Annotated in this window: 21 protein-coding genes and 1 tRNA gene; 14 read left to right on the plus strand and 8 right to left on the minus strand. The window is 69.6% G+C overall.

Translation table 11 applies throughout. The annotated features are described in order from the left end of the window. On the minus strand, positions 1-957 hold the full coding sequence (gene mshD, locus C5B96_RS02505; RefSeq protein ID WP_104242646.1) for a mycothiol synthase: 957 nt from the start codon (positions 955-957) through the stop codon (positions 1-3). Beyond that, a complete protein-coding gene (locus C5B96_RS02510) occupies positions 926-1,618 on the minus strand; it encodes a response regulator transcription factor (RefSeq protein ID WP_104242648.1) in 693 nt (230 codons plus the stop codon). Before C5B96_RS02510 ends, mshD begins: the two co-directional genes overlap by 32 nt. Before the next feature lie 78 nt (positions 1,619-1,696). Here C5B96_RS02510 and C5B96_RS02515 point away from each other — a divergent pair, with 78 nt between their 5' ends. The 4 genes from C5B96_RS02515 to C5B96_RS02530 all read left to right on the plus strand — a co-directional run bounded on the left by C5B96_RS02515 (position 1,697) and on the right by C5B96_RS02530 (position 5,043). Further along, the gene (locus C5B96_RS02515) at positions 1,697-1,954 is read left to right on the plus strand and encodes a hypothetical protein (RefSeq protein ID WP_104242650.1); all 258 of its coding nucleotides are present in this window, start codon (positions 1,697-1,699) and stop codon (positions 1,952-1,954) included. A gap of 136 nt (positions 1,955-2,090) precedes the next feature. Next, entirely contained in the window at positions 2,091-2,687 is a 597-nt protein-coding gene (locus C5B96_RS02520) for an FABP family protein (protein ID WP_104242652.1), read from the plus strand. Between the two features lie 8 nt (positions 2,688-2,695). Continuing rightward, on the plus strand, positions 2,696-3,916 hold the full coding sequence (locus C5B96_RS02525) for a folate-binding protein YgfZ (protein ID WP_104242654.1): 1,221 nt from the start codon (positions 2,696-2,698) through the stop codon (positions 3,914-3,916). Positions 3,917-3,948: 32 nt separating this feature from the next. Beyond that, positions 3,949-5,043 carry an aromatic acid exporter family protein gene (locus C5B96_RS02530; RefSeq protein ID WP_104242656.1) on the plus strand — a complete coding sequence of 365 codons (1,095 nt, stop codon included), beginning with the start codon at positions 3,949-3,951 and terminating at the stop codon, positions 5,041-5,043. 182 nt (positions 5,044-5,225) lie between these two features. Here C5B96_RS02530 and C5B96_RS02535 read toward each other — a convergent pair whose 3' ends face one another. Beyond that, positions 5,226-6,059: a class I SAM-dependent methyltransferase gene (locus C5B96_RS02535; RefSeq protein ID WP_104242658.1), complete on the minus strand. Its 834-nt coding sequence runs from the start codon at positions 6,057-6,059 to the stop codon at positions 5,226-5,228. A gap of 17 nt (positions 6,060-6,076) precedes the next feature. On the opposite strand from C5B96_RS02535, the gene C5B96_RS02540 reads away from it, so the two are divergent. After that, positions 6,077-6,826: a phosphoglyceromutase gene (locus tag C5B96_RS02540; RefSeq protein WP_104242660.1), complete on the plus strand. Its 750-nt coding sequence runs from the start codon at positions 6,077-6,079 to the stop codon at positions 6,824-6,826. 79 nt (positions 6,827-6,905) lie between these two features. On the opposite strand, the gene phoU is transcribed toward C5B96_RS02540, so the two are convergent. Continuing rightward, entirely contained in the window at positions 6,906-7,562 is a 657-nt protein-coding gene (gene phoU / locus C5B96_RS02545) for a phosphate signaling complex protein PhoU (RefSeq protein ID WP_104242662.1), read from the minus strand. A gap of 216 nt (positions 7,563-7,778) precedes the next feature. On the opposite strand from phoU, the gene C5B96_RS02550 reads away from it, so the two are divergent. After that, complete coding sequence (locus C5B96_RS02550; protein ID WP_104242665.1) at positions 7,779-8,933, plus strand: cell wall metabolism sensor histidine kinase WalK; 1,155 nt, start codon at positions 7,779-7,781, stop codon at positions 8,931-8,933. Then, positions 8,930-9,610, plus strand: a complete 681-nt coding sequence (locus C5B96_RS02555) for a response regulator transcription factor (protein WP_104242667.1) — start codon at positions 8,930-8,932, stop codon at positions 9,608-9,610. The genes C5B96_RS02550 and C5B96_RS02555 overlap by 4 nt, the downstream gene beginning before the upstream one ends. A gap of 22 nt (positions 9,611-9,632) precedes the next feature. Here C5B96_RS02555 and C5B96_RS02560 read toward each other — a convergent pair whose 3' ends face one another. Continuing rightward, entirely contained in the window at positions 9,633-10,241 is a 609-nt protein-coding gene (locus C5B96_RS02560; RefSeq protein ID WP_104242669.1) for a hypothetical protein, read from the minus strand. Between the two features lie 171 nt (positions 10,242-10,412). Between C5B96_RS02560 and C5B96_RS02565 the strand changes: the two genes are divergently transcribed. The 4 genes from C5B96_RS02565 (at position 10,413) to rlmB (ending at position 14,727) form a co-directional block, all read left to right on the plus strand. Continuing rightward, positions 10,413-10,895: a CarD family transcriptional regulator gene (locus C5B96_RS02565; RefSeq protein WP_104242671.1), complete on the plus strand. Its 483-nt coding sequence runs from the start codon at positions 10,413-10,415 to the stop codon at positions 10,893-10,895. A gap of 65 nt (positions 10,896-10,960) precedes the next feature. After that, positions 10,961-12,151: a 2-C-methyl-D-erythritol 4-phosphate cytidylyltransferase gene (gene ispD, locus C5B96_RS02570; protein WP_104242673.1), complete on the plus strand. Its 1,191-nt coding sequence runs from the start codon at positions 10,961-10,963 to the stop codon at positions 12,149-12,151. A gap of 52 nt (positions 12,152-12,203) precedes the next feature. Beyond that, on the plus strand, positions 12,204-13,628 hold the full coding sequence (gene cysS / locus C5B96_RS02575) for a cysteine--tRNA ligase (protein ID WP_104242675.1): 1,425 nt from the start codon (positions 12,204-12,206) through the stop codon (positions 13,626-13,628). Then, on the plus strand, positions 13,621-14,727 hold the full coding sequence (gene rlmB / locus C5B96_RS02580) for a 23S rRNA (guanosine(2251)-2'-O)-methyltransferase RlmB (RefSeq protein ID WP_104242677.1): 1,107 nt from the start codon (positions 13,621-13,623) through the stop codon (positions 14,725-14,727). The genes cysS and rlmB overlap by 8 nt, the downstream gene beginning before the upstream one ends. On the opposite strand, the gene C5B96_RS02585 is transcribed toward rlmB, so the two are convergent. Continuing rightward, positions 14,724-16,037, minus strand: coding sequence for a DUF4032 domain-containing protein (locus C5B96_RS02585; RefSeq protein ID WP_104242679.1), 1,314 nt, complete (start codon positions 16,035-16,037; stop codon positions 14,724-14,726). The two genes, rlmB and C5B96_RS02585, sit on opposite strands and share 4 nt — an antisense overlap. A gap of 83 nt (positions 16,038-16,120) precedes the next feature. Further along, positions 16,121-17,224 carry an ABC transporter ATP-binding protein gene (locus tag C5B96_RS02590; protein WP_104242681.1) on the minus strand — a complete coding sequence of 368 codons (1,104 nt, stop codon included), beginning with the start codon at positions 17,222-17,224 and terminating at the stop codon, positions 16,121-16,123. 143 nt (positions 17,225-17,367) lie between these two features. Here C5B96_RS02590 and C5B96_RS02595 point away from each other — a divergent pair, with 143 nt between their 5' ends. The 3 genes from C5B96_RS02595 to C5B96_RS02605 all read left to right on the plus strand — a co-directional run bounded on the left by C5B96_RS02595 (position 17,368) and on the right by C5B96_RS02605 (position 19,142). Further along, positions 17,368-18,258 carry a thioredoxin domain-containing protein gene (locus tag C5B96_RS02595; protein WP_104242683.1) on the plus strand — a complete coding sequence of 297 codons (891 nt, stop codon included), beginning with the start codon at positions 17,368-17,370 and terminating at the stop codon, positions 18,256-18,258. Between the two features lie 63 nt (positions 18,259-18,321). After that, a tRNA-Thr gene (locus tag C5B96_RS02600) sits at positions 18,322-18,397 on the plus strand. A 340-nt stretch (positions 18,398-18,737) separates the two neighbouring features. After that, positions 18,738-19,142 carry a hypothetical protein gene (locus C5B96_RS02605; RefSeq protein ID WP_146078067.1) on the plus strand — a complete coding sequence of 135 codons (405 nt, stop codon included), beginning with the start codon at positions 18,738-18,740 and terminating at the stop codon, positions 19,140-19,142. A 29-nt stretch (positions 19,143-19,171) separates the two neighbouring features. Here C5B96_RS02605 and C5B96_RS02610 read toward each other — a convergent pair whose 3' ends face one another. Then, complete coding sequence (locus C5B96_RS02610) at positions 19,172-19,570, minus strand: PPOX class F420-dependent oxidoreductase (protein ID WP_104242687.1); 399 nt, start codon at positions 19,568-19,570, stop codon at positions 19,172-19,174. Positions 19,571-20,005 lie beyond the last annotated feature (435 nt).

A 20,005-nucleotide genomic window follows, 5' to 3' on the forward strand; every position in this document is an offset into this window, starting at 1 on the left:
TCAGGACTTCTTCGCGTACTGCACGTCGACGGTGTGGTCCGTGAACCCGAGGCTGCGGTAGAGGGGAACGGCGGGGCCGTTGTCCTCCTCGACGTAGAGGGCGGCCGTCGTGCATCCGCGCTCCTTCAGCCGGTTCAGCCCGCGTACCATCAGGGCGCGACCGAGGCCCTGGCCGGAGTGGGCGCTGTCGACACCGATCACGTAGATCTCGCCGATGCGGCTCCCGTCAGCCTCCGGCTGCTCGACCTTCAGCCAGTTGTAGCCGATCATGGCGCCGTCGTCGCCGCGGGCGACCAGGAAGTCGTCGGGGTCGAACCAGGGTTCGGCCATCCGGGCGTGCAGGTCGCTCTCTGTCAGCTTGCCCTGCTCCGGATGCCCGGCGAACACCCGTGCGTTCAGGGCGACCCAGGCGGCATCGTCGAGGCCGGGTCTGAAGGTGCTGATCGAGACGCCGGTCGTGGATGCCGTGGCCTTCGCGTCGGCGCCGACCTCGGCGTCGACCTCGCCGCCGAGCGGCATGCGCAGCTGCAGCAGCCGCCGCACCGGCTCGAAGCCGTGCCGCGCGGCGAGCCGCCGGGCCGCCGGATGGTCGCCGTGCGCCCACGCGAGGGTGGGGGCGGGCAGCGCTCCGACGAACGGCTCGAGCACACGCACCAGCAGCGGGCCGGTACGTGAGGTGAGCACGTGGTCGGCCAGCTGTTCGCCGAGACCGCGGCGCCGGGCATCCGGAGCCACGACCAGCTCGAGAGTGTCGTCGGCAACCGCTGCGGCGGCCACGAGACGGTCACCCTCGAAGCCGAGCACGACGTGGTTGGTGCCTGCCCGTGTCTCGAGGCGGGTCTGGTCGTTGAAGGCCGGCTGGCCGTCGGTGTGTTCGGCGGCGGCCAGCAGAGCATCGAGCGCGGCCAGCGGGGCCGCGCCGGGGCTAAGCGTTTCGAGCCTGAGCGAGGCGCTCATTCTCGTCTTCGAAGAAGTTGAAGCGGTAGCCGACGTTCCGCACGGTGCCGATCAGCGATTCGAGGTCGCCGAGCTTCGCGCGCAGGCGCCGCACGTGAACGTCGACCGTTCGGGTGCCGCCGAAGTAGTCGTAACCCCACACTTCGCTCAGCAACTGCTCGCGGGTGAAGACGCGGGAGGGGTTCAGGGCGAAGAAGCGCAGCAGCTCGAACTCCTTGAACGTGAGGTCGAGCGGGCGGCCGTGCACGCGAGCCGAGTAGCTGGCCTCGTCGATCACGACGCCGGAGGCCTGGATCTTCGACGACGACTGCTCCTGCACCTGGCGGCCGATGGCGAGGCGGATGCGGGTGTCGACCTCGGCGGGGCCCGCCGATTCGAGCAGCACGTCGGCCGCTCCCCATTCCGCGCTGACGGCCGTGAGGCCGCCCTCGGTGAGGATCAGCACGATCGGCACCCCGATGCCCGTCGTCTTCAGGATCTTGCAGAGCGAACGGGCGCTGGCCAGGTCGCGGCGGGCGTCGATGAATATCAGGTCGCAGTTCGGGGTATTGACCAGTTGAGCGGCCTCGGCGGGAATCTGCCGGGTGCGATGGCTCAGAAGGGAGAGGGCAGGCAGCACCTCTTTGTCGACCGCAGAGGTCAGGATCAACAACTGCGCCACAGAGATCCTCCAGATAATGCCTAGACGCAATACTAGCGGTTTGACTCTCGGGCCCGCGGCATCGGGCAGAATGGTCGAATGACCCTCCTCGCCCGAAGCGCAGCCCCCGTCTGGCTGCTCGCGCTCGCCGGGGCGATCCTCACCGGGGTCTTCGCTGCGCCGGCCGACTACCTCGTGCTGCTGGCCGTCATCCTGGGCGGGGTCGTCATCCTCACATTCGTCGTGCAGCTCGCGCTCTCGCGGCCCGAGGGCTTCGTCGACCGGTGCTCGGCGAGCATCGCCGGTTCTGTCGTGATTCTCGCCGCGGCGACCCTCGTATTGCAGTTGAGCCAATAGAATTGGGGCATGAACTATGTGCCCCTTGAAATCTTCTACCTCGGCCTGCTCGGGCTGGCGGGGATCGGCATCGCCTTCACCTCGATCGTCGTCATCCTGAGGCTCTTCCGCGGCCAGCGCTGACCCGAGACCGACCATGATCGAGATCCCCACCGGCCTGCCCGCCGAGATCGTTCCCCTGTCGTGGTTGATCGGGGTCTGGGAGGGCACCGGCGTCATCGACTACGCGATCGGCGACGAGAAGGTCAGCTACGAGTTCGGCCAGCGGGTCAGCTTCAGCAACGACGGCCTGCCGTACCTGAACTACAGCTCCTACGCGTGGCTGCTCGATGAGAAGTCGACTCCGCTGGTCACCGAGATGGGGTACTGGCGCCTCTCCCGGCCCGCCGTCGAGGGTGACCCCGGGCCCGGGATGCTGCCGGGCGCCGACCCGCGACCCTATGCCACGACCGAGGCGGTCGAGGGCCTCCGCAACGCCGACGACGGCTTCGACATCGAGGTCTCGCTGCTGCACCCCGGCGGGGTCGACGAGCTCTACATCGGCCAGGTCAAGGCCGCGCGCATCGACCTCGCGACCGACGCCGTGATGCGCTCGCACTCTGCGAAGGAGTACTCGGCCGCCACCCGCATCTACGGCCTCGTCGGCGGCCACCTGCTCTGGGCGTGGGACATCGCCGCCCTCGGCCAAGACCTCCGCACCCACGCCTCCGCGCGACTCGCGAAAACCGACTGAAAGCCCCGATGACCCCAGAAGGCCCGACCCTCGAAAGCTCGACCCCAGAAGGCCCGACCCCGGAAGGCCCGACCCTCGGCCGCTCGCCGTTCCTCGCCCTGCCGGGTGCGGTCGAAGCATCCGGAGCCGATGTCGGCGTCGCCGCGCACTACGGCAACCCGCTCCGCGAGCAGCGGATGCTGGCGGCCGGCGCGCTCGTCGACCTCTCGCAGCGCGGGGTGATCTCGGTGACCGGGCCCGACCGGCTGAGCTGGCTCGACTCGGTCACCAGCCAGGCGCTCAAGCGGCTCTCCCCGGGGGAGTCGGCCGAGACGCTGCTGCTCGACCCGGCCGGCCGCGTGGAGCACGCGATCCGCGTCTTCGACGACGGCGTCACGGCGTGGCTGCTGGTGGATGCGCCCGAGGCGGCGTCGCTGGTCGCCTGGCTCGAGCGCATGCGCTTCATGCTGAGGGTCGAGATCGCCGACCGCACCGCCGAGTTCGCGACGGTGGGGTGGATGTCGGAGTCTCTCGCTGTCGCCGATATCACGCCCTCTGCTGCGGTCGACGCCTTCGTCGCCGCGCCGAACGATGTGCCGCTGACCTGGATCGACCCGTGGACGGAGGTCGCCACCGGCGGCCACCAGTACGCCGACGTCGACGAGCATCCGGCGGCCGAGTTCCCGTGGCGCGAGTCGCTCGTGCCCCGCGCCACTCGCCCCGCGCTCGCCGACGCCGCCCGTCGCGGTGAGGTCGAGGTCGCCGGTGTGCTCGCGTTCGAGGCGCTCCGCATCGCGGCCTGGCGCCCCCGGTTCACCACCGAGGCCGACGAGAAGCTCCTGCCGCACGAGGTCGACTGGATCCGTTCGGCCGTGCACCTGAACAAGGGCTGCTACCGCGGCCAGGAGACGGTCGCCAAGGTGCACAACCTCGGCCACCCCCCGCGCCGCCTCGTCATGCTGCACCTCGACGGCTCCGACGCCGTGCTCCCCGCCCCCGGCGATCCCGTGATGCTGGAGGCTGACCCTGAAGCGGCCGTCGGCCACATCACCGCCAGCGCCCTGCACTACGAGCTCGGCCCCATCGCCCTCGCCCTCGTGCGCCGCTCCACCCCCACCGACGCCACCCTCGCCGCCGCCAGCGAAGGGATCGTCGTGCCCGCCGCCCAGGAGGTCATCGTGCCCCCCGAGGCCGGCGCCGCCGCCGGCCGCATCCCGCGCCTGCCCCGCCTCGGCGCCGTGCGCCGCTGACCCCGCACACGCAGACCCCGCAGACCCCGAGCGTGGGCGGCATCTCGAAGCACTGGCGGGCCCGCGCCCGGCTGTTCGCGCGGGCGGGGGCGGCGCGGTCGGCGGGGTCGGCGCTGCCGATCGTGCAGCTGGTGATCGCGGTGGTGGCCTCGTACGCGATCGCGTACTACCTGTTCGGGCACCTCACGCCCGTCACCGCCGCCACGGTGACCTTGTCGAGCCTCGGCTTCGTGCGGGATGCCCGGCCGCTGAGGGTGCTCGAGACCGCCATCGGGGTGACGCTCGGCATCACGCTCAGCGAGGTGATCCTGCTGGTCGCGGGGCAGGGGCTCTGGCAGCTGGCGCTCGCGGTGGTCATCACCCTGTTCGCGGCGCGTTTCTTCTCGCCCGCACCGGGGTTCGCGATCGTGGCGGCCTCGCAGTCGGCGCTGGTCGCCATCCTCCCGGTCGCCGCCAGCGGGCCCTTCACCCGAACGGTCGACGGGGTGGTCGGGGGAGTGGTCGCGCTTCTGCTGACGGCGCTGGTTCCGCGGGATGCCCGGCGGGTCGCCCACGCAGACGCCAAACGTGTGCTCTCGACGTTCACCCGCATCGTGGAGGGGTTGGTGGCAGAGCTCCGCCGCGGCGACGAGAGCGACATCGGCCGGGTGCTGCTGGAGGCCCGGTCGACGCAGCCGCTGATGGACCAGTGGCGCGGCTCGCTCGACTCGGCGATCGGCATCGCGAAGATCTCGCCGTTCCTGCGGCGCGGCCTGCCCGAGCTCGCCCGGCAGAACGTGATGCTCGGCGGGGTCGATCTCGCGCTCCGCGACCTGCGCGTGGTGACGCGCCGGCTGGGCGTGGTGATGCGCGACGGCCGTCCGCGCCATGAGCTCGCCGACCTGCTGAGCGCGCTGGCCGGCGCCGTCAGGCTGCTGGAGCAGAGCCTCGACGACCCCGCCGCGCGCCCCCTCGTGCGCCAGAACCTCATCCTCGTGGCCGTGAAGCTCCGCCCCGAGCTGCTGTTCCCCGACTCCGCGGTCGTCGAGGGCTCGGTCGTGATGGAGCTCCGCCCCCTGGTGATGGATCTGCTCACGGCCACGGGCCTGACCCCCGACAAGGCCCGCGCCGCCCTTCCCACCCTCTGACCGCGGGGCGCTCGGAGCGAGGGGACCCATATCGTCGGTGGGTCGCCCGGGTGGCACGATCTGCGTCCCCTCGCGCTGCGGGGTGGCGCGGGGCAGGGTCGCGGGAGATGGGGGCTGCGGAGGTGGCTGGCGCGGGTGCGCGGGCGTGGGTGCGGAGGCGCGGGCAGAGGTGGCGGAGCCGCTCAGGCGGGCCAGGCGAAGCCGCGGGGGGCGACAGCGGCCCACGGCAGCGTCAGCTCGCCGAGGCGCCAGCGGGCGGCCGGGCCGAGCACGGGCCAGCCCTCCGCCGCCAGTGCCCCGACCGCCGCCACCCAGCGCTGCCGGGGCCCGTACACCGAAAGGGGTGCGTTGTGCTGCCAGGCGCGGTCGAGGGCGACCAGCAGGGAATGGATGCTCTCACCCTCCACATTCCGGTGGATCAACACCTTCGGCAGCCGTTCGGCCACGATCGACGGGCGATCCAGTTCCGCGAGCCGCAGGGAGAGCGTGAACGACGTGGGACCCGAGGCACCGAGCGCCACCCAGCTCGACACCCGCCCGATCTCGTCGCAGGTGCCCTCGACGAGGGTTCCACCGGCATCCAGTCGCGAGATCATGCGCTGCCACGCCGCCGGTACCTCGCCCTCGTCGTACTGCCGCAGCACGTTGAACGCTCGGATGACCGTAGCCCCTCGCCCACCGGGAAGCGGCGTCTCGAACCCGCCGAGCGCGAACGACACCCGCGCCTCTGCCGCGAAGCCCCAGCCGGAGGTGCCGGCGCGCACGGCGGCCAGCTGCGCCCGCGCCGTGGACACGCGCTCGGGCGAGATCTCGAGGCCGACCACCTCGACATCGGGCCGCACCCGTGCGAGCCGCTGCTGCAGTTCGAAGGCCGTGACCCCGCTCGCCCCGTAGCCCAGGTCGACGACGAGCGGCTGCGCGGCCTGCCGCAGCGCGGGCAGCGACGCGATCCAGCGGTCGACCCGGCGCAGGCGGTTCGTGTTCGTGGTTCCGCGCGTGATGGAGCCGATGGGCATGGTTCTAGACTAATTCCATGACTGAGCCCTACACCTTGATCCTGCTGCGCCACGGCAACAGCGAGTGGAACCAGAAGAACCTGTTCACCGGCTGGGTCGACGTGGGGCTGAGCGAGCAGGGCGTCGGCGAGGCCAAGCGCGCCGGCGAGCTGCTGGCCGAGTCGGGGCTCACGCCCGACGTGCTCTACACGTCGCGGCTGGTGCGCGCGATCGAGACGGCGAACTACGCGCTGACCGTCGCCGGCCGCCTCTGGATCGATGTGAAGCGCTCGTGGCGCCTCAACGAGCGCCACTACGGGGCGCTGCAGGGCAAGGACAAGGCGCAGACCCTCGCCGAGTACGGCCCCGAACAGTTCCAGACCTGGCGCCGCTCGTACGACGTGCCGCCGCCCCCCATCGCCGACGACGACGAGTTCTCGCAGCTCGGCGACCCTCGGTATGCCGACCTCGGTGACGACATCCCGCGCACCGAGTGCCTGAAAGACGTCGTCGACCGGATGCTGCCCTACTGGTTCAGTGACATCACCGTCGACCTCGCGGCGGGCAAGACCGTACTGGTGACGGCGCACGGCAACTCGCTGCGTGCTCTGGTGAAGCACCTCGACGGCATCAGCGACGACGACATCGCCGAGCTCAACATCCCCACGGGCATCCCGCTCGTCTACCGTCTCGACGAGAGCTTCGCGCCCGTCGAGCCCGCGGTGTACCTCGACCCGGAGGCCGCGGCCGCCGGCGCTGCCGCAGTCGCCAACCAAGGCAAGAAATAGGGATACGCCACCCGACGCAGACATGACGAAGCCCCGGTGCCGAAAGGCCCGGGGCTTCGTCGATTCCGTTCAGGATGCTCTAGCGAACGCCCGAGCCGGTCCATTCGCCGGTCGCGAGGTACTTGACCTTCTTGGCGATGCTGACCGCGTGGTCGGCGAAGCGCTCGTGGTAGCGCGACGCCAGCGTCACGTCGACGGTGTTGACCGAGGTGCCGGCCCAGCTCTCGCTCAGCACGGCCTCGAAGACGCTGAGGTGCAGCTCGTCGATGCGGTCGTCGCTGTCGCGGATGTCGTCGGCCAGAGCGAGGTCTTCGGTCTCGATCAGGCGGCTGAGCATCTCAGCGACCTTCACGTCGAGGGCGCCCATCTCGCTGAACACGTCGAGCAGGCTGTCTTTGGCGACCTTGTCGGGGTAGCGGTACCGGGCCAGCTGGGCGATGTGCTCGGCGATGTCGCCCATCCGCTCGAGCGAGGCGCTCATGCGGAGCGCGCTCACGACGATGCGCAGGTCGCGGGCCACCGGCTGCTGCAGCGCCATGATGCTGATCGCGAGTTCGTCGAGGTCGGAGGCGAGGGCGTCGATCTTCGGGTCTTCGGCGATGACCTGCTCGGCCAGCGACACGTTCGACTCGTTGAAGGCCGTGGTGGCGTTCGTGATGGCGACGACGACGAGGCGGCTGATCTCGACCAGGCGCTCCTGCACCTCTCGCAGTTCCTGCTGGAAAACCTCGCGCATGTGTTCGAACCTTTCTGCGGTGCTTCGCTGGTGATCTGGCGCGGTCGCACCGAACAGTGCCGGGCGTGCTCCACCGAGGGAGCGCAGGGCCGACAACGCCATCCTGCCCAGCGGAGGTTAACAGGAGGTGCCGATCGGTTGAACTTCGTGCGACCTGCTGCCCCCGTGGAGGCATCGGAGGATTCGGCTCCCACCGGAGTCATTAGTGTAGTCGCTATGGATTCAGGCTTGTTGGTGCTGCTCTCTGTGGCACTCGGCCTCACCGTGGGCTCGGGCTTCGTGTTCGTTCTGTTCGCCGCCGCGCGCCGCGGAGACCACGCCGCCACCATCATCGATCCGTCGGTTCCCGACGGTGTCGACCAGGTCATCGACGCCATCGATTCCGCCGGCGTGGTGCTCGACGCGTCGAACAACGTGGTGAAGGTGTCACCGGCTGCGCTGGCGTTCGGCCTCGTGTGGAACCACGGCCTGGTGCATCCGGAACTCGTGAGCATGGTCGACTCCGTGCGGCGCACCGGCGAACCGGTCAGCCGCGACCTGAGTCTCGCGCGTGGCCCGTTCGGCGAGGCGACCATCCACCTCTCTGTGCGGGTGGCGCGGCTCGGCAGCCGCTACCTCCTTCTGCTGGCGGATGATCGCACCGAGGCGCACCGCCTCGAAGAGGTGCGGCGGGACTTCATCGCGAACATCAGCCATGAGCTGAAGACGCCGATCGGCGCGATCTCGCTGCTGGCCGAAGCCCTCGAACCCGCAGCCGACGACCCGGAGCAGGTTCGCCGCTTCGCGAAGCGCATGGAGACCGAGGCGCAGCGCCTCGGTCGCATCACCCGCGAGATCATCGAACTCTCCCGGCTGCAGGCGGCAGATGTGCTGACCGGCGCCGAGTTGATCGACGTCGACGATGTCGTGGCGAGCGCCGTCGACCAGAACCACGTGCAGCTCGACACGCACAACGTGACCCTCGTCAGCGGCGGCGAACGCGGTACGCAGGTCTACGGCGACGAGAACCTGCTCGTTCTGGCCTTGCACAACCTGATCGCGAACGCCGTGCAGTACTCCCAGCCGGGCACCCGTGTCGGCGTGGGCGTGCGGCTCGCCGACGGCGTCGTCGAGATCGCGGTGACCGACCAGGGCATCGGCATCCCCGAGGAGGACCTCGGGCGGGTGTTCGAGCGGTTCTTCCGCGTCGACCAGGCCCGCTCGCGCAACACCGGCGGCACGGGGCTCGGCCTCAGCATCGTCAAGCACGTCATCGAGAACCACGGCGGCGACATCCGCGTCTGGTCGCAACCCGCACTCGGGTCGACCTTCACCATCCGGCTGCCGGCGGCTTCGCATGCCGCGGCGGCCCCGTTAGGAGAACACCGGTGATTCAGATCCTTCTGGTCGAAGACGAGATCGCGCTCAGCGAGCCGCTCGCCTATCTGCTGCAGCGGGAGGGGTACGCCGTCACCACGGCGGCCGACGGCCCCTCGGCCATTGCCGAGTTCAACCGCGGCGGCGTCGACCTCGTTCTGCTCGACCTGATGATCCCGGGCATCCCGGGAACGGAGGTGTGCCGGGAGATCCGCACGCGCTCGCAGGTGCCGATCATCATGCTGACCGCCAAAGACAGCGAGATCGACATCGTCGTGGGGCTCGAGCTCGGCGCCGACGACTATGTCACCAAGCCGTACTCGTCGCGCGAACTGCTGGCGCGCATCCGCGCGGTCATGCGTCGTCGCACCGAGAACGACGAGCTGGCCGAGCCGGTGCTCGAGGCGGGCCCGGTGCGCATGGATGTCGAGCGCCACACGGTTGCGGTGAACGGCCGCGACACACCGATGCCGCTCAAGGAGTTCGAGCTGCTCGAGATGCTGCTGCGGAACGCCGGGCGCGTGCTGACCCGCGGCCAGCTGATCGACCGGGTGTGGGGGTCGGACTACTTCGGCGACACCAAGACGCTCGACGTGCACATCAAGCGCATCCGGTCGAAGATCGAGACGGCGCCGAGCGAGCCGGTGCTGCTCGTGACGGTGCGGGGGCTCGGCTACCGCTTCGAGGCGTAGCCGCCGGGCGTCAGCCCGCGCGTCAGCCCGCGGGCGAGGGCGACGGTGTCGGCCCGAGGGTCGCCTCCGACGACGGGGTGGGCTCCGGCGTGATCGGCACCTCGGGCGCGAGGGTCGACGTCGACGTGGGAACCGGCACCGGCGTGGCCGACTCCGTGGGCTCGAGGCCCTCGAACTGCTGCCAGTCGCTCGAGAGCACCGGCACCATCAGCTTGGTGCCGGTCTCTGAGCCGTACTGGAAGAACACCGGGAAGAGCTGGCCGACGGTCAGGTCGACGTCGTCGAGCTGGATGCGATCGCTCGTCTCGCCGCCCACGGTCAGGGTGCTGCGTGCGCCGACGAGGGCCACGGCATCCACACTCTTGCCCGCACTGTTCTCGTACTGCACGACGACCTGGTGGTCTTCGTCGCCGAGGTTGACCAGCGACGCGATGAGGCTCGCCGACGTGCCGTCTTCGCCGCTGATGAGGGTGGCGTTGCGGATCGCGAGGTCGGGCGAGACGTTGCCGTCGACGCCGTCGGTGACCTGCCCGATGGTGGTCGTGGCCTGGGGGGTGATGAACGCACAACCCGTCGCACTGACACCGACCAGTGCAGCGACGAGAATGGATGCCGCGTACCGTGTTCTCACAAAACCCTCCAGAGGTGCTCGTCTGCCGTCTTCTGAGAGTGCTCCTCAGGCGGTAAACCCTTGCGAGTTTAGCCTATCCGCTGCGGTTCACCGTGTGCAGCGCCCACTGCCCCGCCCGGCCACCGGGCGGGGCCCTGTGATAAAATCGAGGGTCTGGAAAGGACGGGTTCCATGCTCTTTGAGGTCGGCGAAACGGTTGTCTACCCCCACCACGGCGCGGCGACGATCACCGAAGTGACGACCCGCATCATCAAGGGTGAGGAGCGGGTCTACCTGACCCTGCAGGTGAACCAGGGCGACCTGGTCATCAAGGTGCCCGCGCAGAACGTCGAGCTCGTCGGCGTTCGGGATGTCATCGGCCACGACGGCGTCGACCGCGTGTTCGAGGTGCTGCGAACGCCCTTCACCGAAGAGCCGACCAACTGGTCCCGGCGGTTCAAGGCCAACGGCGAGAAGCTCGCCTCGGGCGACGTCATCAAGGTGAGCGAGGTCGTGCGCGACCTCTGGCGCCGCGACCAGGACAAGGGGCTCTCAGCGGGGGAGAAGAGCATGCTCGCGAAGGCCCGGCAGATTCTCGTCTCCGAGCTCGCGCTAGCCGAGAAGACCGACGAGGAGAAGGCGTCGCTGCTGCTCGACGAGGTTCTCGCCTCCTAGCCGTTCCGCGAGTGCGGCGCCGACCCCCTGGCGGGGCGCCTCGCCCCGCCGCCTAGGCTGGGGGCGTGAACACGTTCGAACCCTCCGGCACCGTCGCAGTCATCGTGGTCGCCGCGGGCAGCGGAACGCGACTCGGCCACGGCCAGGCGAAGGCGTTCGTCTCGCTCAGCGGCCGCACCATCCTCTCCCGCTCGCTCGACCCGATCCTGGCGCTCGCCGACGAGACGCAGATCGTGATCGTCGCCCCCGCCGACCGGCTGCAGGAGGCCGAACGGATCGGTGCGGATGCGCTGGGCCGGGCATCCGGGTACCTCACCGTCGTCACCGGCGGCGCGACCCGCCAGGAGTCCGTCGCTCGGGGGCTTGCGGCCCTCGACGCCCGCGTCGAGACCGTTCTGGTGCACGATGCAGCACGTGCGCTCACGCCCGTCGGGCAGTTCGAGGCCATCATCGAGGCCGTTCGCGGGTCGGGCCGCGGCGCCATTCCCGGCCTGCCGGTGAGCGACACCATCAAGCGCACCGACGTGCAGGGCCTCGCGCTCGAGACCGTCGACCGTTCGCAGCTCTCGGCGGTGCAGACGCCGCAGGGGTTCCCCCGCGAGCAGCTCGAAGAGGCCTACGCCTCGGCCGGCGACGACTTCACCGACGACGCGGCGCTCGTCGCCGAGACGGGCTTTCCCGTCACGATCATCCACGGCGACCCACTGGCCTTCAAGATCACGACCCCGTGGGACCTGCGGCGGGCCGAGCAGGTGCTGCAGCCGGCTCCCGGCCTGGCGCTGCCCCGCACGGGCGTCGGCGTCGACTCGCACGCGTTCGCCCCGGCCGAAAACCAGCAGCCGCTGTGGCTCGCCGGGTTGTTCTGGCCGGGTGAGAACGGCCTGTCGGGGCACAGCGACGGCGACGCGGTCGCGCACGCGATCTGCGACGCCCTGCTCTCTGCCGCCGGCCTCGGTGACATCGGCGGCACCTTCGGCACCGCAGACCCGCGATTCGACGGCGCGCGCGGCGAAGTGTTCCTCACCGAGACGCTCCGGATGCTCGGGGCTGCGGGCCTGCGGGTGGGCAACGTCGCCGTGCAGCTGATCGGCAACCGCCCACGGTTCGCCGCCCGGCGGGTCGAAGCCGAGACGGTTCTGTCGGGCATCCTGGCCGCCCCTGTCAGCCTCTCGGCCACCACGACCGACGGCCTCGGCTTCACCGGACGGAGCGAAGGAGTGGTCGCGATCGCCACCGCGCTGGTCTACCCGGCGTAACGAAGCGGCGGTGGCCGAGGGCGGCGCGGGCCGCACGCCCTAAACTGGGCCAGTGACTCTTCGCCTCTACGACTCCCAGCTCCGTACCCTGCGGGACTTCGTGCCCCTGGTACCCGGCCGTGTCGGCGTCTACGTCTGCGGGCCGACGGTGCAGTCGTCGCCGCACATCGGCCACCTGCGCTCGGCGCTCGCATACGACCAGCTGCGCCGCTGGTTCAGCTACTCCGGGCTCGACGTCACGTTCGTGCGGAACGTCACCGACATCGACGACAAGATCCTCGTCAATGCCTCTGTGCCGGGGTCGTCAGAGCCCTGGTGGGCGCTGGCCTACCGCACAGAGCTCGAATTCACGGCGGCCTACAACGCCATCGGTGTGCTGGCGCCCACCTATGAACCGCGTGCCACCGCCAGCATCCCCGAGATGCTCGCGCTGATCGAACGGCTGGTGGATGCCGGGCACGCGTATGCCGCAGACGATGCGTCGGGAGATGTGTACTTCGACACCGTCTCGTGGCCGGCCTACGGCGAACTGACCCACCAGAAGCTGGCCGACATGGCCTCGGCCGAGGATTCGGATCCGCGCGGCAAGCGCGATGTGCGCGATTTCGCCCTCTGGAAGGGCCACAAAGAGGGCGAACCCGAGACCGCGTCGTGGCAGAGCCCGTGGGGAGCCGGCCGGCCGGGCTGGCACATCGAGTGCTCGGCGATGAGCACGAAGTACCTCGGCGCCCACTTCGACATCCACGGCGGGGGTCTCGACCTGCGCTTCCCGCACCACGAGAACGAGCTCGCACAGTCGCACGCGGCGGGCGACCCGTTCGCGAACTACTGGCTGCACAATGGCCTCGTCTCTGTGACGGGCCAGAAGATGTCGAAGTCGCTCGGCAACTCGGTGTACGCCTCCGACCTGCTCTCGGCGGCGCGGCCGCTGGTGGTGCGGTACTACCTCGGAGCCGCGCACTACCGCTCGAGCCTCGAATACCAGGACGGCTCGCTCGCCGAGGCCGAGGCCGCCCTCAGCCGCATCGAGGGGTTTCTCGAGCGGGCCGTGCGCCGGCTCGAGGGCACCCGGTTCGCGTCGTCGACCGTCGAACTCGTGCCCGACGCCTTTCGGGAGGCGATGGACGACGACCTGAGCGTGCCGCAGGCCCTCGGGGTGCTGCACGAGGCGGTGCGCGACGGCAACACCGCGCTCGACGCCGAAGACTTCGCCGAGGCGGCCCGCCTGCTCGGGCAGGTCTTCGCCATGACCAGCGTGCTCGGCATCAATCCTCTCGACCCGCAGTGGGCGAGCGCCGACAGCAGTTCGACGGGCACCGCGCTCAAGGCCCTGGTCGAGAAGCTGCTCGAAGACCGACAGATCGCACGGAATGCCCGTGACTTCGCCACCGCCGATCGCATCCGCGACGAGCTGGGCCAGGCGGGCATCACTATAGAAGACACCTCAACGGGTGCACATTGGAGTTTTGATGGCTAGTTCAGGCAAGAAGCCCGGCCGCCCCGGCGCCGTTCGGCGCACCAGCAGGGGCCCGGCCGTCGGTTCGGGAGGGCAGGGCCGCCAGGCCCTCGAGGGCAAGAAGCCCACCCCCAAGGCCGAAGACCGCCCGTACCACCCCGCGGGCAAGGCGAAGGCGGCCAAGGAGCGCTTCGCCGCCGCCGGCGGCAAGGCGAAGCCGGCCCCCGAACGACGCTCGAACGAGCCGAAGATCGCCGGTCGCGGCGGGCCCGCCGCCCGCAGCGGGTCGGCTCGCGGCGCCGTCTCCGGCGCGAGCCGAGGGGGCCCGCAGGAGCCCGCGCGCCCGCAGCGACGCCCGCTCAGCCGCGGTGAAGACAGCGAGGTCGTGACCGGTCGCAACTCGGTGGTCGAAGCGCTCCGCGCGAAGATCCCCGCGACCGCGCTCTACATCGCCACGCGCATCGAGTACGACGAGCGCGTGAAGGAGCTGCTGCAGCTGGCGACCGGTCGCGGCATCCCGATTCTCGAAGTGATGCGGCCCGAGCTCGACCGGTTGGCCGGTTTCGACTCCGTGCACCAGGGCGTCGCGCTGAAGGTGCCGCCGTACGAGTACGCCCACCCGGTCGACCTCTACGACGAGATCCTCGCCCGCAACGAGGTGCCGCTGCTGGTGGCCCTCGACGGCATCACCGACCCGCGGAACCTCGGGGCGATCATCCGCTCGACGGCTGCGTTCGGCGGCCAGGGCGTCATCGTGCCGGCGCGCCGGTCGGTGAGCCTCACCGCCTCCGCGTGGAAGACCTCCGCAGGCGCGGCCGCCCGCACGCCCGTCGCCATGGCGCCGAACCTGACGCAGACGCTGAAGGCGCTGAAGGCGAAGGGTGCCTTCGTCATCGGGCTCGACGGCGGGGGAGACACGGCCCTGCCCGAGCTCGAACTCGCTCTCGGGCCGATCGTCGTGGTCGTCGGCAGTGAGGGCAAGGGGCTGTCGCGGCTCGTCACCGAGACCTGCGACGCCATCGTGTCGATTCCGATCAGTGCGGCGACCGAGTCGCTGAACGCCGGAATCGCGGCCAGCGTCACGCTCTACGAGATCTCGCGCCGCCGCACGGGGAACTAGACCGTCAGGCGCCAGTCGGCTTCGGCCTCGTCGTCGCCGGCTGCCGCGGCGGCCTCCTTCTGCAGCCCGATGGGCAGGGTGATCATCCCGGTCGGCGGGCCGACCACCGTCGCCTCGTCGCGGCGGTGGCGCAGAATGTCGTTGATGTAGGAGTTGAGGGCCTCGGCCAGCGGCACGTCGCGGCTCTCCTGCTGGCTCATGAACCAGCGGTGCTCGAGCAGCTGGTGGAAGACCTCGGCCGGTTCCAGCTTGCCCTTGAGGTCTTTGGGAATCGCGCGCACGACCGGCTCGAACACCTTCGCGAGCCATTCGTGGGCCAGCATCTCCTCGTCGTAGTCGCGCCGGCCGAACTTCAGTGTGTACGAGTCGAGGTCGTTGAGCAGGCGCCTGGCCTGGTTCTCGCCGGCGTCGAGCCCGGTCAGCCGCAGCAGCCGCCTCTGGTGGTGCCCGGCATCCACCACCTTCGGCTGGATGCGCACGGTGTCGCCGCCCGCATCGGTCTTGATGGCGAGTTCCTCGATGTCGAAGCCGAGGTCGTTGAGGCGGTCTACGCGCTCGTTGATGCGCCAGCGCTCGGAGGAGGAGAACGACTCGCTGCCGGTCAGCTCCTTCCAGAGGGAGCGGTAGGCGGCGACGATGCCGTCGCTGATGCGGATGGGGTCGAGTTCGTCGGCGACGCGGCCGCCGGCCTCCAGGTCCATGAGCTCGCCGGCGATGTTGACCCGGGCGATCTCGAGGTCGTTCTCGCGCTGGCCGTTCGAGAGACCGGTGGAGTACAGTTGGCCCGTCTCCGCATCCACCAGGTAGGCGGCGAACGATCCGGCGTCGCGGCGGAAGAGGGTGTTCGAGAGCGAGACATCGCCCCAGAAGAAGCCGATGATGTGCAGGCGCACCAGAAGCACGGCCAGGGCATCCACCAGCCGCGTCGCGGTGTCGGGGCGGAGGGTCTGCGAGAACAGGGCCCGGTAGGGGAGCGAGAACTTCAGGTGGCGGGTGACGAGCACCGAGTTCAGCGGCATCCCGTTGAGGTCGCTGCGGTTCGTGATGACGGCCAACGGGTCGACGCAGGGGATCTCGAGGTTCTGCAGGGTGCGGAGCATCGCGTACTCGCGCTTGGCCATCTCGTCGGTGGTCTCCTTGATGGCGATCACGTGGCCGCTGAGGTGGGCGAACCGCACGAGGTGGCGGGAGATGCCCTTCGGCAGCAGGGCGATGTTCGCCGCCGGCCATTCGTCGAGGGGGAGCTGCCAGGGCAGGTCGAGCAGGGCGGGGTCGGCGGTGGCCGAGGTGATGTTCAGTGAGCCGGTCACGGCTCCTCCTTCTCGCAGTTCTGGCTGTTAAACAGTTCGGGCCTGCCGATGTGACACGACAGGCCCGAACACGGTGGTGATCGTTACGCGGTGAGAACCGGCTTGTTGCCGACGCGCTGGCCGCTCTCGACATCGAACAGGTGCAGGTGGCCGGGCTTGGCGGTCAGGTAGACCTTCTCGCCGGCGTTCGGGTGCACGCGGCCGTCGACGCGGGTGACGAGGTCGGTGCGGCGGCCGTTGACCTCAGCGTGGCCGTAGAGGTAGCCGTCGGCGCCGAGCTCCTCGATCAGGTCGACGTCGACGGGCAGGCCCTCGCCGAAGTTCGACGCGACGACGATGTCTTCGGGGCGCACACCGATCGTGACCGTCTTGCCGCTGATCGTGCCGAGCAGCTCGCGCTCGACGGGGATGACAGAGGTGCCGAACTGCACACCGCCGTCGACGACGTCTGCAACGAACAGGTTCATGGCAGGGCTGCCGATGAAGCCGGCGACGAACACGTTCTCGGGCTTCTCGTAGAGGTCGCGCGGGGTGCCCACCTGCTGCAGCAGACCGTCTTTCAGCACGGCGATGCGGTCACCCATGGTGAGCGCCTCGGTCTGGTCGTGCGTGACGTAGACGGTGGTGACGCCGAGGCGGCGCACGAGCGACGCGATCTGGGTGCGGGTCTGCACACGGAGCTTCGCGTCGAGGTTCGACAGCGGCTCATCCATGAGGAAGACCTGGGGCTGGCGCACGATGGCGCGGCCCATGGCGACGCGCTGGCGCTGGCCGCCCGAGAGGGCCTTCGGCTTCCGGCCGAGGTAGGGCTCGAGGTCGAGCAGCTTTGCGGCCTCGAGAACGCGGGTGGCGCGCTCGTCTTTGCTGACGCCGGCGATCTTGAGCGCGAAGCCCATGTTCTCGGCGACCGTCATGTGCGGGTAGAGCGCGTAGTTCTGGAAGACCATCGCGATGTCGCGGTCTTTCGGGGGAACGTCGGTGACGTTCCGCTCGCCGATGAAGATGTTGCCCGAGTTGACCTCTTCGAGGCCAGCGAGCATTCGGAGCGAGGTGGACTTGCCGCAGCCAGAGGGGCCGACGAGAACCAGGAACTCGCCGTCGGCGGTCTCGAGGTTCAGCTGGTCGACCGCGGGGCGGGTCGATCCCGGGTACAGACGGGTTGCGTGGTCAAACGTCACAGACGCCATGATTTCTTCTCTTCCTTCACCGGCAGGTACGTGCCGGACGATCCGTTGTGATGGATTCGGGCCAGCTTCGGTGATGACCCGCCTCCCAGTATGACACGCCTGCCGTTTACCGCTTTCTCAGGGTGGTTCATTACTATCGATGGATGCCCGAAGAAAGCCGTCAGAACAAGAACCAGCGACGCGAAGCAGCACGCGAGAAGGCCAAGCAGCTGCGCGAGGCCCAGCGGCGAAAGGACATCCGCAACCGCGCCATCCTGTTCAGCGGGCTCGGCGTCGTGGTCATCGCGATCGTCGTCTGTGTCGTTCTCATCGTCTCCAGCTCGGCCAAGCCAGCGGGCCCCGGCCCCCTCAACATGGCCAGCGACGGCATCAAGATCAGCCAGGGCAAGGTCGCCGAGACGACGCCGGCCCTCGCCGACGGCCAGCAGCCGACGCCGAGTGCGGCGAACCCGGCGGGCGTCATCGACATTCGGGTCTACATCGACTACCTCTGCCCCTACTGCGGCCAGTTCGAGTCGACCAACCTCACCCAGATCGGCACGTGGCTCGAGAGCGGCGCGGCAACCTACGAGGTGCACCCCCTGTCGCTGCTCGACCGCTCGTCGCTCGGGTCGAAGTACTCCACCCGGGCAGCGAACGCGGCCGCCTGTGTCGCCAACTACTCGCCCGACAACTTCTACGACTACAGCGCGCTGCTGTTCAAGAACCAGCCGCAGGAGAGCACGGCCGGGCTCGACGACAACACGCTGAAAGACCTGGTCGGCCAGTCCGGCGCCGGCTCGGTTGACCAGATCAACACCTGCATCGACGATCAGCAGTTCAAGGGCTGGGTCGCCGACTCCACGTCGCGCGCGACCACAGAGCCGCTGCCGGGTTCGACGGTCGCCAAGGTCACTGGAACGCCGACCATCCTCGTCGACGGCCAGCAGTACCAGGGCTCTCTGACCGACGCCAACGCGTTCGCCAACTTCGTGCTGCAGGTGTCTGGCCAGACGTCGTCGACGGCGACCCCGACCCCGACGCCGGCCCCGTAGTCGCACCGGCCCCGGGTCTCACCGGCCGGTGGTCTGACCGGGCTACAATGAGGTGTTCCATCTGCCGGCGTGGCGCAATTGGTAGCGCACCGCTCTTGTAAAGCGGGGGTTGCGGGTTCAAGTCCCGCCGCCGGCCCCACTTCTGTCAGAACGCCGAAGGGGGCGCTATGAGGTTGGTGAATGGGTGGGGCAGTGGCGCTCTAGGCTCTGCTGTTCTGGGTGCCGCCGCGCTGGCAGTCGCCCTGGCAGGATGCTCGGGTTCGTCCCCCGCTCCGCCGGTCGGGTCATCACCTGCGTCAGCCTCAGTCTCGGCGTCGCCGAGCACCACTCCGGTACCCACCGCGGGGGCGATCAACAGTCCGGCGGCGTCGACGCCCGGCATAGCGCCGGCGGCTGCCGTTCCGACCGACTGCGTGGCACTGATCGCTTCGACACCGTTCGCTGATTCGTTCGGCACCTTTCCGCTGAACGATCCCGCAGTGATCGGCTCACCTGGAACCGATTACGCCTTCCCCGCCGGATCGATCCCGCCGACCGCAGCACCGAGCGGGGCATCCCTCGCCGAGCAGCTCGCTGCGGTGACCGAGCTGCGCTGCGTCTGGCGCGATCCGGGCGCCGACATCACGCCGATGCGGATCGAGATCGCCACCGTCGAGCCCGCGCTAGCAACCGAATATCTCGGCAGTCTGCCGGGCGAGGGGTACACCTGCCCGCCGGCGACAGGCGAAGCCACAGTCTGTTCGAAGGACAGCCAGGATACGAGATACGCCGTTCCGGTCAGCAGCACCGCGTTCCTCCGTGACCACACCTTCATCCGTGTGGAGCAGGCGAACGTACCCACGACAGACTTGCTCGGCACACTGCAGACGAAGATCTGGGGCTGAACACGCGGTACAGCCGACCGACAACTCCGTCAGCGGTCCGTGACCATGCGTGACGAGCCGAGTACCCGCTCCACCGCGATCTCGATGACCACGCGGCTGGGGTTCACGCTCGGCTGCCGGTAGCGGCCCGCGTAGAGCTCGACCGCGTGCGCCACCGCCTCGGGGTCGCGCACCACTCTCGCCTCGCCCTGGAAGCTCAGCCACTGCGGGCCGTCGACCTGCGCGACGGAGGCCTGGCCGCCTCGTTCGGCGTTCCGCACCTTCTGCGTGCCATCGGAAGTGATGATGCGTGCGATGCCGTCTTCGAGCGTGAACCCGACCGGCACCGAGTGCAGCTGCCCGGTGGGGCCGAGCGTCGAGAGAATCGCGAGGTGACGCTCCGTCACGAACGCCCGACCGGCATCCGTGAGCTCGCGGGGGCCGCTCACGACGCGCCGCCCGGCAGTCTGTGGCTCGGCAGTCTCGGCGGTCTGGCCTGCAGCGGGCCGCAGGCTCCGGTCTCTGGATGCCCGGCGGCGGCCGGGTGGTGTTCGTGCGTCATGACCCCATCCTCGGACGCCCGGCCCGGCGCGACAAATCCGGCTGCCGACACCCGAGGCGCAGCAGGCTCGGCAGGCTCGGCCGGCTCGCTCGGTGCGATGTCGGAGCGGTGCGTTAGCGTGTCGTGCATGCGATGGTCTGCAGACGAGGCGGGAGGTTCACGCGCTGATCCTCCCTCTCCGGGGTCACCCCGGGGTACGCAGATCGATTCCGGCACGACACCGCAGGCGCCTCTCCGCACTTCGAGCGGCCGAGCGCCCGCACAGACGCACAGGTCGTCTGCAGGCCATCGCACGCACGACACGCTAACGCACCGCTCCGAC

The organism is Subtercola sp. Z020, from assembly GCF_002931235.1.
Lineage (GTDB): Bacteria > Actinomycetota > Actinomycetes > Actinomycetales > Microbacteriaceae > Subtercola.

Excerpts from the sequence above, each read along its gene's own strand:
- C5B96_RS02550 (WP_104242665.1), top strand. The coding sequence starts at position 7,779 with ATGGATTCAGGCTTGTTGGTGCTGCTCTCTGTGGCACTCGGCCTCACC.
- C5B96_RS02590 (WP_104242681.1), bottom strand. The coding sequence starts at position 17,224 with ATGGCGTCTGTGACGTTTGACCACGCAACCCGTCTGTACCCGGGATCG.
- C5B96_RS02520 (WP_104242652.1), top strand. The coding sequence starts at position 2,091 with ATGATCGAGATCCCCACCGGCCTGCCCGCCGAGATCGTTCCCCTGTCG.
- C5B96_RS02595 (WP_104242683.1), top strand. The coding sequence starts at position 17,368 with ATGCCCGAAGAAAGCCGTCAGAACAAGAACCAGCGACGCGAAGCAGCA.
- C5B96_RS02535 (WP_104242658.1), bottom strand. The coding sequence starts at position 6,059 with ATGCCCATCGGCTCCATCACGCGCGGAACCACGAACACGAACCGCCTG.
- C5B96_RS02525 (WP_104242654.1), top strand. The coding sequence starts at position 2,696 with ATGACCCCAGAAGGCCCGACCCTCGAAAGCTCGACCCCAGAAGGCCCG.
- C5B96_RS02515 (WP_104242650.1), top strand. The coding sequence starts at position 1,697 with ATGACCCTCCTCGCCCGAAGCGCAGCCCCCGTCTGGCTGCTCGCGCTC.
- C5B96_RS02540 (WP_104242660.1), top strand. The coding sequence starts at position 6,077 with ATGACTGAGCCCTACACCTTGATCCTGCTGCGCCACGGCAACAGCGAG.
- C5B96_RS02565 (WP_104242671.1), top strand. The coding sequence starts at position 10,413 with ATGCTCTTTGAGGTCGGCGAAACGGTTGTCTACCCCCACCACGGCGCG.
- rlmB (WP_104242677.1), top strand. The coding sequence starts at position 13,621 with ATGGCTAGTTCAGGCAAGAAGCCCGGCCGCCCCGGCGCCGTTCGGCGC.
- phoU (WP_104242662.1), bottom strand. The coding sequence starts at position 7,562 with ATGCGCGAGGTTTTCCAGCAGGAACTGCGAGAGGTGCAGGAGCGCCTG.
- mshD (WP_104242646.1), bottom strand. The coding sequence starts at position 957 with ATGAGCGCCTCGCTCAGGCTCGAAACGCTTAGCCCCGGCGCGGCCCCG.